This is a genomic window from Streptomyces sp. NPDC013187 (assembly GCF_042899705.1).
Taxonomy (GTDB): Bacteria; Actinomycetota; Actinomycetes; order Streptomycetales; family Streptomycetaceae; genus Streptomyces; species Streptomyces hawaiiensis_A.
Window position 1 is genome coordinate 252,067 of sequence record NZ_JBIBAF010000014.1, and the last position, 8,726, is coordinate 260,792.

An 8,726-nucleotide genomic window follows, 5' to 3' on the forward strand; every position below is an offset into this window, starting at 1 on the left:
GTCTGCTGCACTGCTCGGGACAGCGACGTCGACGAGTCCCGAGGAGTTCCGAATGCGCACTGCGTGCCTGTCCCCCCAGCCAGGAACGGACCTCTCTCCGAAGGACATGACGCTTCGTGCACATGCTCAACCTTGGAATTCTCGCCCATGTCGACGCGGGTAAGACCAGCCTGACCGAACGGCTGCTCCATTCGGCCGGGGTGATCGACGAGATCGGCAGTGTCGACGACGGGAACACCCGCACCGACACCCTCGCCCTGGAGCGGCAGCGCGGCATCACCATCAAGTCCGCCGTCGTGTCGTTCCCGCTCGACGGCGTGACCGTCAATCTCATCGACACCCCCGGCCACCCGGACTTCATCGCCGAGGTGGAGCGCGTCCTCGGCGTGCTGGACGGCGTCGTCCTCGTGATCTCCGCCGTGGAAGGCGTACAGGCGCAGACGCGTGTGCTGATGCGGACGCTCCAGCGGCTGCGCATCCCGACCCTGCTCTTCGTCAACAAGATCGACCGGAGCGGGGCACGCCACGACGGGGTGCTGCGGGAGATCGCGGCCCGGCTGACCCCCGCGATCGTGCCGATGGGCACCGCCACCGGCCTCGGCACCCGCGCGGCCGGCTTCACCCCCTCTCCCGGACCGGCGGCCGGCGCCCTCGACGTCCTGAGCGGGCACGACGACGTCCTGCTGGCCGCGTACGTCGAGAACACGGTCACGGACTCCCTGCTGCACGGCTCCTTCGTCACGCAGACCCGGGAGGCGCTCGTCCACCCGGTGTACTTCGGTTCCGCCGCGACGGGCGCGGGCGTGGCGGCGCTCCTGTCCGGCATCGAGACGCTGCTGCCGGCCGCGGAGGGGGACGCGGACGGGCCGGTCTCCGCCACGGTGTTCAAGGTCGACCGGGGCCCGGCGGGGGAGAAGGTCGCCTACGCCCGGATGTTCTCCGGGACCCTGCGCACCCGCGACCGGATCCCCTTCGGCACGGACGGCGCCGAGGGCCGGGTCACCGGCATCAGCGTCTTCGGGCACGGCACGGACACCCGCGCCGACTCCGTCGCGGCCGGCCGGATCGCCCGCCTCACCGGGCTCGGAGACATCCGGATCGGCGACGCGATCGGCGAACCGCGCAAGACGTACGAGCACGTCTTCGCCCCGCCGACCCTGGAGACGGTCGTCGTCCCCGGCCCGGGCGTGAACCGGGGGGCGCTGCACCTCGCGCTCACGCAACTCGCCGAACAGGACCCGCTGATCGGCCTGCGCCGGGACGAACGCCGCCAGGAGACCTCGGTCTCGCTGTACGGCGAAGTGCAGAAGGAGGTCATCCAGGCCACCCTCGCCGAGGAGTACGGCCTCGACGTCACCTTCCGCGAGACGACTCCGCTTTGCGTCGAACGGCCCGTCGGCACCGGGCAGGCCGTGGAGTTCAACAAGAAGGACCCCAATCCGTTCCTCGCGACGGTCGGTCTGCGCGTCGAGCCGGCACCGATCGGCTCCGGCGTCCGCTTCCGTCTGGAGGTGGAGCTCGGGTCGATGCCGTACGCCTTCTTCAAGGCCGTCGAGGACACCGTGCGCGAGACCCTCGACCAAGGCCTGCACGGCTGGCAGGTCACCGACTGCGTGGTCACCATGACGCACAGCGGCTACTCGCCCCGCCAGAGCCATGCCCACCAGGGCTTCGACAAGAGCATGTCGAGCACCGGGGCCGACTTCCGGGGCGTGACCCCGCTGGTGCTGATCGAGGCGTTGCGGCGGGCCGGTACACGGGTCCACGAACCGATGCACCGCTTCCGCGTCGAGGCGCCCGCCGACACCCTCGGCGCCCTGCTGCCGGTCCTCGCCCAGCTCGCGGCTGTACCCGAGACGACCCGGAACCGGGACGACGTCTGCGTCCTCGACGGCACCGTGCCGGCCGCCCGGGTGCACGCCCTCGAACAGCGGCTGCCGGGACTCACCCGGGGCGAGGGCGAGTTGGAGAGCTCCTTCGCCCACTACGCGCCCGTCACGCACGGCACCATCCCCGAGCGCCCGCGCACCGACCACAACCCGCTGAACAGGAAGGAGTACTTGTTGAACGTGACACGGAGGGTCGGTGGCTGACGTGTGAGGGTTGCCCGGACGGGAACTTACTCCAGAGTCAGAGGTGTTGACGGTGTCCTGATATCGCCGGACTGTAGTGGACATGCCGACTATCCGAGCGCGTCTCCTGGTCGTCCTGATCGTCCTCTTCGGTTCGGTGTCGGTGGCGGGCGTCCCGCCGGCCACCGCCGCGCCCCCCTCCGGCTCCCTCTGGTTCGACGATCCCACCGTCACCGTGCGGGACGGCCGCTTCACCGACGCCCACGGCCGCGAGATCGTGTTACGTGGTTACAACGTCTCCGGCGAGACCAAGCTCGCGGAGAACAAGGGCCTGCCCTTCGCCTCGGTCGCCGACGCCCGTAAGTCGGCGACCGCGCTGCGTGCCCTCGGCGGCGGCAACACCGTCCGCTTCCTGCTCTCCTGGGCCTACGCCGAGCCCGAGCGCGGCCAGGTGGACACGGCCTACCTGGCCGCCGCCACCGACCAGATGAAGGCCTTCCTCGACGCCGGTGTCCGCGTCTACCCCGACTTCCACCAGGACCTCTACTCCCGGCACCTGTTCGACGCCGACAGCTGGTACACCGGCGACGGCGCCCCCAAGTGGGCGGTGGACGCCGGGAACTACCCCGACGAGTCCTGCGGCATCTGCCTCTTCTGGGGGCAGAACATCACCCAGAACGAGGCCGTGAAGCGCGCCTCGTACGACTTCTGGCACAACGCGCACGGCGTGCAGGGCGCCTTCCTCGCGACCGCCGAGAAGACCATGCGGTACGTGCAACAGCACCTGAACGCCGACCAGTTCAAAGGCATCGCCGGCTTCGACCCCTACAACGAACCGCACGCGGGCCTCTACGACTCCGGGCAGACCAGCCGCGCCTGGGAGAAGGACGTGCTCTGGCCCTTCTACGAGAAGTTCCGGGCCCGCATGGACACGGCCGGATGGCGTGACAAGCCGGCGTTCGTCGAGCCGAACCTCTTCTGGAACGCCAACCTCGACTTCCAGAAGCAGGAGGGCGGCCTGCTGGACGCCGGCGCCCTCGGACCGCGCTACGTCTTCAACACCCACTTCTACGACCAGAAGGCCATCTCCGGCGTCTTCATGTGGGGCAAGGCCGCCGACGGCCAGTACACGGGCGACTTCCGCACCGTCCGCGACCGGGCCGCCGCCGCGCGGACGGCCGCCGTGGTCAGCGAGTTCGGGCACCCGCTCGCGGGCAACGTCGCCGACAAGGCACCGACCGTCCTCAAAGCGATGTACCAGGCACTCGACTCCCGTTTGAAGGGCGCCGACTGGTGGTCCGACCCGGCGGCCTCGGGCGCCGTGCTCTCCGGCTCCCAGTGGCAGTGGGACATCTACAACGGCCGCCATCGCGAGCTGATGAACGGCAATCCCGACAAGGTCCTCACCTCCGGCGACGCCTGGAACGACGAGGACCTCTCCGCCGTACGCCTCGACGACTCCGGCAAACCGGTGCTGCGCCAGGACGCCCGGCTCCTGGACCGTCTCTACCCGAGCGCCACGGCGGGTGAGACCGTCGGCTTCACCTACGAGGACCGCTCCCGGGACGGCTCGACGACCCTGACCTGGAACCCGGTGCCCGGCTCCCTGCCGAACGTGCAGCGGCTGGTGGGGTCCGGGCAGTACGGGCTGCTGCTGTGGCGCTCGAACGGCGGCCCGGCGCCCACCGAGTTGCACCTGCCGGCGAGTTTCCCGACCGCCTCCACCACGGTCGTCTCCGACCTGGGCACGGTCCATGGTCCACCGGCCTACACCTCGACGACCCCGGTCGGCGTGGCGCAGGAGCCCGGCGGCACGGGAAGCCGCCGCCTGCTGCTCACCGCGCCGGACCCGGGCGTCCTGCACTACGCACTGGTGACCAACGGGGCGACGGCTCCCTCGGCGGAGCTGCTCGCCGCGGCCCGCTCCGAACTGGCGGCGTGGGCGGCGAAGGAGGTCAGCCGGCGGAAGGGCTAGTCCAGTCGGCCTGCACCCTGCCGAGCCGGACGCGCTGCGGGTGGTCACCGACCGGTACGGACACGATCTTCTTCCCGGTGGCGAAGTCGATGGCCGTGACCTGGTCGGTGCCGCTCTCGGAGACCACACAGGACTTGCCGTCACCGCTGACCGTGGCCCAGTAGGGCTTGGAGGCGGTGACGAGCGGGCCCTCCTGGAGGGTGGCGCGGTCGACGACGGTGGCGTAGTCGTCCATCGTGCCCGCCACGCACAGCTTGCGGCCGTCCGGGCTCATGGAAATGCCGTGGTGGCGCGAGTCGTTGACGAAGGTCGTGCGGTCGTCGCTGGTCGCCGGGTTCTCCGGCAGGGTCTTGGTGCGGGTGATCTTGTCGGTGGCGACGTCGTACTCGAAGAAGCCGTTGAAGAAGGAGACCTGGAAGTACAGCTTCGACTCGTCCGGCGAGAAGACGGCCGGGCGGACGGCGTCGGAGTGGTCCTTGAGGCCGAGCGCGTCCAGTTGCGGGCGCATGTCGATGACCTTGACCTGCTTGTACGTCGTGGCGTCGACGACCGTGATGCGCCGGTCGCCCTTCGTCCAGTCCAGCCACGGTGCGTCGGTCTGCGTGTTCACGTCGCCGATCGCCATGTTGTAGATGTACTTGCCGTCCTGGGTGAAGATGTTCTCGTGCGGCTTGTCGCCGGTGCCGAACCTGCCCAGTTCCTTGCCGGAGACGATGTCCAGGACGTGCACGGTGTTGGAGGTCGACGCCGACACCGCGACCCGCTTGCCGTCGGGCGAGACCGCCATGTGGTCGGAGCGGTAACCGGACACGGGGAAGCGCCAGTTGAGCTTCCCGGAGGCGAGGTCGATCGAGACGACGTCGGCGAAGCTGGGCCGGGAGACGACCACCGACGTCCCGTCCGGCGTGGAGTACATGTCGTCGACGAACTGGTCGTGGCCCTCGCCCACGCTGTTGCGGATCGCCATGAAGTAGATCCACTTGATCGGATCGGCGTTGATCGCCGCCATCCGCTCGTCCTTGTCGGGGATGACGTTGATCCGCCCGATCTTCGCGAAGTCACCGGAGGACCGGATGACATCGGCGGTGCCGTCCCAGTTGTTGCCCACGAACAGCACCTCGCGCAGCGCGGCGGAGGAGCCCGGAACGGCCGCGGTGGCGGCGGTCGCGGAAGCGGTGACGGTCAGGGCCAGGGCTGCGGCTACGGAGCACAGGTGCCGGCGTCGGAAGACGGGCATGACGGCTCCCCTCTCTGCTGTGGGGTCGCTGCTGCGGGGCGAGCGTTCTGAGTGGGACATGCCAAATCGAGCGGTGTGTGGAAACTGAACACACGTGCTTTCAGAGTCAACTTACTGCAAAGTAAGGAAGAGGCGGCCTTCTCCACAAGACCGCGTGCACGACAAAATCGGTGTGCGAACGACGAGGGGAGAGCCGGTGCCGGGCAGACTCAGAGCGCCGACCGGCCGCTACGGCGGCAAGACGGCAGAGGAGCGGCAGGCCGAGCGGCGCCGGCGGTTCCTCGACGCCGCGCTCCAGCTGTTCGGCGACACCCCCGGCTTCCGCTCCACCACGGTCGCGGCCCTCAGCGAGACGGCCGGGCTGTCCACGCGGCAGTTCTACGAGGAGTTCCGCACCCTCGAGGACGTGCTCGCCGCGCTGCACCTCCAGGTCAACGGCTGGGCCGAGGCCGCGGTGCTGGAGGCGGTCGCGGGTGCGGCGGACCTGCCGCTCGTGGAGCGCGCCACGGCCGTCTTCCGCGCCTACGCCGGGAACGTCACCGCCGATCCGCGCCGGATCCGCATCACCTTCGTAGAGATCATCGGCGTCAGCCCGCGCCTGGAGGAGCAGCGGCTCGCCCGCCGGGCCGGCTGGGTCGACCTCATCTGCGCCGAGGCCGAAGCGGCCGCCGCCCGCGGAGAGGCCGCCCCCCGCGACTACCGCCTCGCCGCGACGGCCTTCATCGGCAGCGTCAACGGCCTGCTGCACGACTGGAGCGCCGGCTGGGTCGACGCGACACTCGACGAGGTCGTCGACGAACTGGTCCGGCAGCTGCTGGGAATCCTGCGGCCGCCGGGGTGGAAGCCGGAAGGGTGAGGACGGGGGCCGGGTGAGGGTGACTGCCGGGGGCGGGGGAGCGTCATGCCGCACGCCGCACGCCGCACGCCGCACGCCGCCGCCGCACGCCGCACGGACTCTGACCGGTCACGGCCCCTGGCGGGCGGGACTTGCGTCGGCGCTCCGGGGATCGGCTCACGGCCACCGCCGTGAGACCGGCACCGCGGACCAGGGACCGGACGGCGGCGGCGCCTGAGCCAGGTGCCGAGGAGCCCCCCTCGGCCAGGGTCTGACCGGCTATGGGTTCAACAAGCGCTCCCTCACCGCGGCGAGGACCTCCGTGCGGCTGCGCGGGCCGTTGTCGGCTGCGATGAGGTGGTCGCCGATGCGCAGCGAGAAGGTGATCAGGCAGCGGGCCTCGACATCGCCCTCGTCGGGGCAGAAGGCCCCGTAGAGCTCGCGCAGATAGTCCATGCGCCGGTTGTCGGCCCTGCGGAGGCGACGCGCGACGCCCTGGTCGCGCCGGGCCCAGTCGCGGATAGCGAGCTCGACCCCGGCGCTGATCACGCGCGATTCGCCCGATCCCACGAAGTCGAAGAGACGCCCGAGCCGCTCCCGGGCGTCGCCCCCGTCGCGCTCGATCCGCTCGATGACATCCTCGGTGACCGCTCGCTCCCAGGTGTCGAGCATCTCCTCCAACAGGCCGGCGCGGTTGCGGAAGTAGCCGTAGAAACCGCCCTTGCTGACGCCGAGCGCCTGGGCGAGGACCTCGACCCGGACAGCCTCGGGGCCGCCGGTGGCGAGCGCCCGCAGCCCCTCCTCGATCCACTTGTCCCGCGGCGTACGGATCGCGCCCATGCCGTGCTCCCCTCACATGTCCCGGCCAAGTATACGGAGCCGTATAGATGGGTCTATGCTCGTTCTATACGCCACCGTATAGACAAGGATCTGCCATGAGCGATCTGCGCCTTCCCCCGACCGACCACACGTCCCGCCCCTGGCGGATCCACGAGGTCGCCGGCGACTTCCGGCTCGAGGATCTGTGGGCGCTGCCGACGCCGGGCGGCCCGGACGACCTGCACCATCTGGTCCAGCAGATGGCGGGTGGCGAGGGTGGTCCGGATGGCGGCAACCGCGTGGGGCGCTTCCTGTTCGCGGTGCGCTGGAAGCTCGGCGCGCTGCTCGGCTGGGACAAGCCGGAATCGGGCGTCGGCGGCCGGGTGGCGACGCTGCGCGACCGGCTGCCGGACGACCTGCGCGAAGGGCCGCAGGGGCCCGACCTCAGCTCGGCGCCCTTCACATCGGTCTTCCAGACACACGACGAATGGGCCGCCGAGTACGCCAACAAGACCATGCACGGGGTGATGCACATCGGCTGGGTCCCCGACGGGGACGGCGGCTACCGCGGCCAGATGGCCGTCCTGGTGAAGCCCAACGGTCGCCTCGGCTCCCTGTACATGCTCGCCATCAGACCTTTCCGGTACCTGGGGGTGTACCCGGCGCTCATGCGGTCGATCGGCCGGGAGTGGCGAGAGAACGCTGAGCGCCGAACAGCACGCTGAGGGGACCGGAGCCGCTCAGACCGACGCCAGTACCACCACATCCACCGCCACCAGCAGCGCCACCCCCAGCAGCAGTCCGGCCAGCAGCCGTGCGCGGAGCGCGCGGTACACCGTCTCGTACTCGCCCCGCAGTTCCTCCCCGCGCCGGGCCGTGCGCTGCCACGACGCCCGGGCGAGGGCGAGATGCTCCGCCGCGAACTGCCGTTCCACCTGCGCCCGTTGAACCTCCGGCAGTCCGGCGAGCCGGGCGGTGAAGCGGGCGGCGGCCCTCCGGGACTCCTCGCGCGCGGCGGCGGCGAGCAGATGTCCCTCGACCTCGTTGTGGAACGCCCGCAGGTCCACGGGAAGCCCTTCCATGGCCGTCATCGGAGCGTCAACTCCCGCTCCGCCGCCGCGATGGCGTCATGGTGCAGGTCGAACGCCGGGGATTCGCTGCGGATCCTCGGCAGGGTGATGAAGTTGTGGCGCGGTGGCGGGCAGGACGTCGCCCACTCCAGGGAGCGGCCGTAGCCCCACGGGTCGTCGGCCGTGACCTTCTCGCCGTACTTCGCCGTCTTCCACACGTTGTAGAAGAACGGCAGCATCGACATGCCGAGCAGGAACGAGAAGACGCTCGACACGGTGTTGAGCGTGGTCAGGCCCTCCACCGCCAGATAGTCCGGGATCCGCCGCTGCATGCCCCCGGCGCCCAGCCAGTGCTGGACCAGGAACGTGCCGTGGAAGCCGATGAACAGCGTCCAGAAGGTGATCTTGCCGAGGCGCTCGTCCAGCATCCTGCCGGTGAACTTCGGCCACCAGAAGTGGAAGCCGGAGAACATCGCGAACACGACCGTCCCGAAGATCACGTAGTGGAAGTGCGCCACCACGAAGTACGTGTCGGAGACGTGGAAGTCGATCGGCGGCGAGGCCAGCAGCACACCCGTCAGCCCGCCGAACACGAACGTGATCAGAAAGCCTGTGGCCCACAACATCGGTGTCTCGAAGGACAGCGAGCCCTTCCACATCGTGCCGATCCAGTTGAAGAACTTCACACCGGTCGGTACGGCGATGAGGAACGTCATGA

8 protein-coding genes are annotated in these 8,726 nt (G+C 69.9%); 4 read left to right on the plus strand and 4 right to left on the minus strand.

Features of this window, described 5'->3' with window-relative positions:
* Positions 1 to 116: 116 nt before the first annotated feature.
* Together ACFY5B_RS28975 and ACFY5B_RS28980 are read left to right on the plus strand one after the other, a co-directional pair.
* The gene (locus ACFY5B_RS28975; protein ID WP_389974669.1) at positions 117 to 2,093 is read left to right on the plus strand and encodes a GTP-binding protein; all 1,977 of its coding nucleotides are present in this window, start codon (positions 117 to 119) and stop codon (positions 2,091 to 2,093) included.
* 82 nt (positions 2,094 to 2,175) lie between these two features.
* Entirely contained in the window at positions 2,176 to 4,047 is a 1,872-nt protein-coding gene (locus ACFY5B_RS28980; RefSeq protein WP_389974672.1) for a cellulase family glycosylhydrolase, read from the plus strand.
* On the opposite strand, the gene ACFY5B_RS28985 is transcribed toward ACFY5B_RS28980, so the two are convergent.
* Complete coding sequence (locus tag ACFY5B_RS28985; protein ID WP_389974675.1) at positions 4,028 to 5,284, minus strand: YncE family protein; 1,257 nt, start codon at positions 5,282 to 5,284, stop codon at positions 4,028 to 4,030. The two genes, ACFY5B_RS28980 and ACFY5B_RS28985, sit on opposite strands and share 20 nt — an antisense overlap.
* Before the next feature lie 196 nt (positions 5,285 to 5,480).
* Between ACFY5B_RS28985 and ACFY5B_RS28990 the strand changes: the two genes are divergently transcribed.
* Positions 5,481 to 6,140, plus strand: a complete 660-nt coding sequence (locus tag ACFY5B_RS28990) for a TetR/AcrR family transcriptional regulator (protein ID WP_389974678.1) — start codon at positions 5,481 to 5,483, stop codon at positions 6,138 to 6,140.
* Positions 6,141 to 6,398: 258 nt separating this feature from the next.
* Here the strand turns inward: ACFY5B_RS28990 and ACFY5B_RS28995 are convergent, their stop codons facing one another.
* Positions 6,399 to 6,959, minus strand: coding sequence for a TetR/AcrR family transcriptional regulator (locus ACFY5B_RS28995; RefSeq protein WP_389974682.1), 561 nt, complete (start codon positions 6,957 to 6,959; stop codon positions 6,399 to 6,401).
* 95 nt (positions 6,960 to 7,054) lie between these two features.
* Between ACFY5B_RS28995 and ACFY5B_RS29000 the strand changes: the two genes are divergently transcribed.
* Entirely contained in the window at positions 7,055 to 7,663 is a 609-nt protein-coding gene (locus ACFY5B_RS29000) for a DUF2867 domain-containing protein (RefSeq protein ID WP_389974685.1), read from the plus strand.
* 15 nt (positions 7,664 to 7,678) lie between these two features.
* Here the strand turns inward: ACFY5B_RS29000 and ACFY5B_RS29005 are convergent, their stop codons facing one another.
* Positions 7,679 to 8,020: a hypothetical protein gene (locus ACFY5B_RS29005; RefSeq protein ID WP_389974688.1), complete on the minus strand. Its 342-nt coding sequence runs from the start codon at positions 8,018 to 8,020 to the stop codon at positions 7,679 to 7,681.
* Positions 8,021 to 8,025: 5 nt separating this feature from the next.
* The coding region (locus tag ACFY5B_RS29010; RefSeq protein ID WP_389974691.1) for a cbb3-type cytochrome c oxidase subunit I at positions 8,026 to 8,726 on the minus strand (701 nt) is incomplete at its 5' end.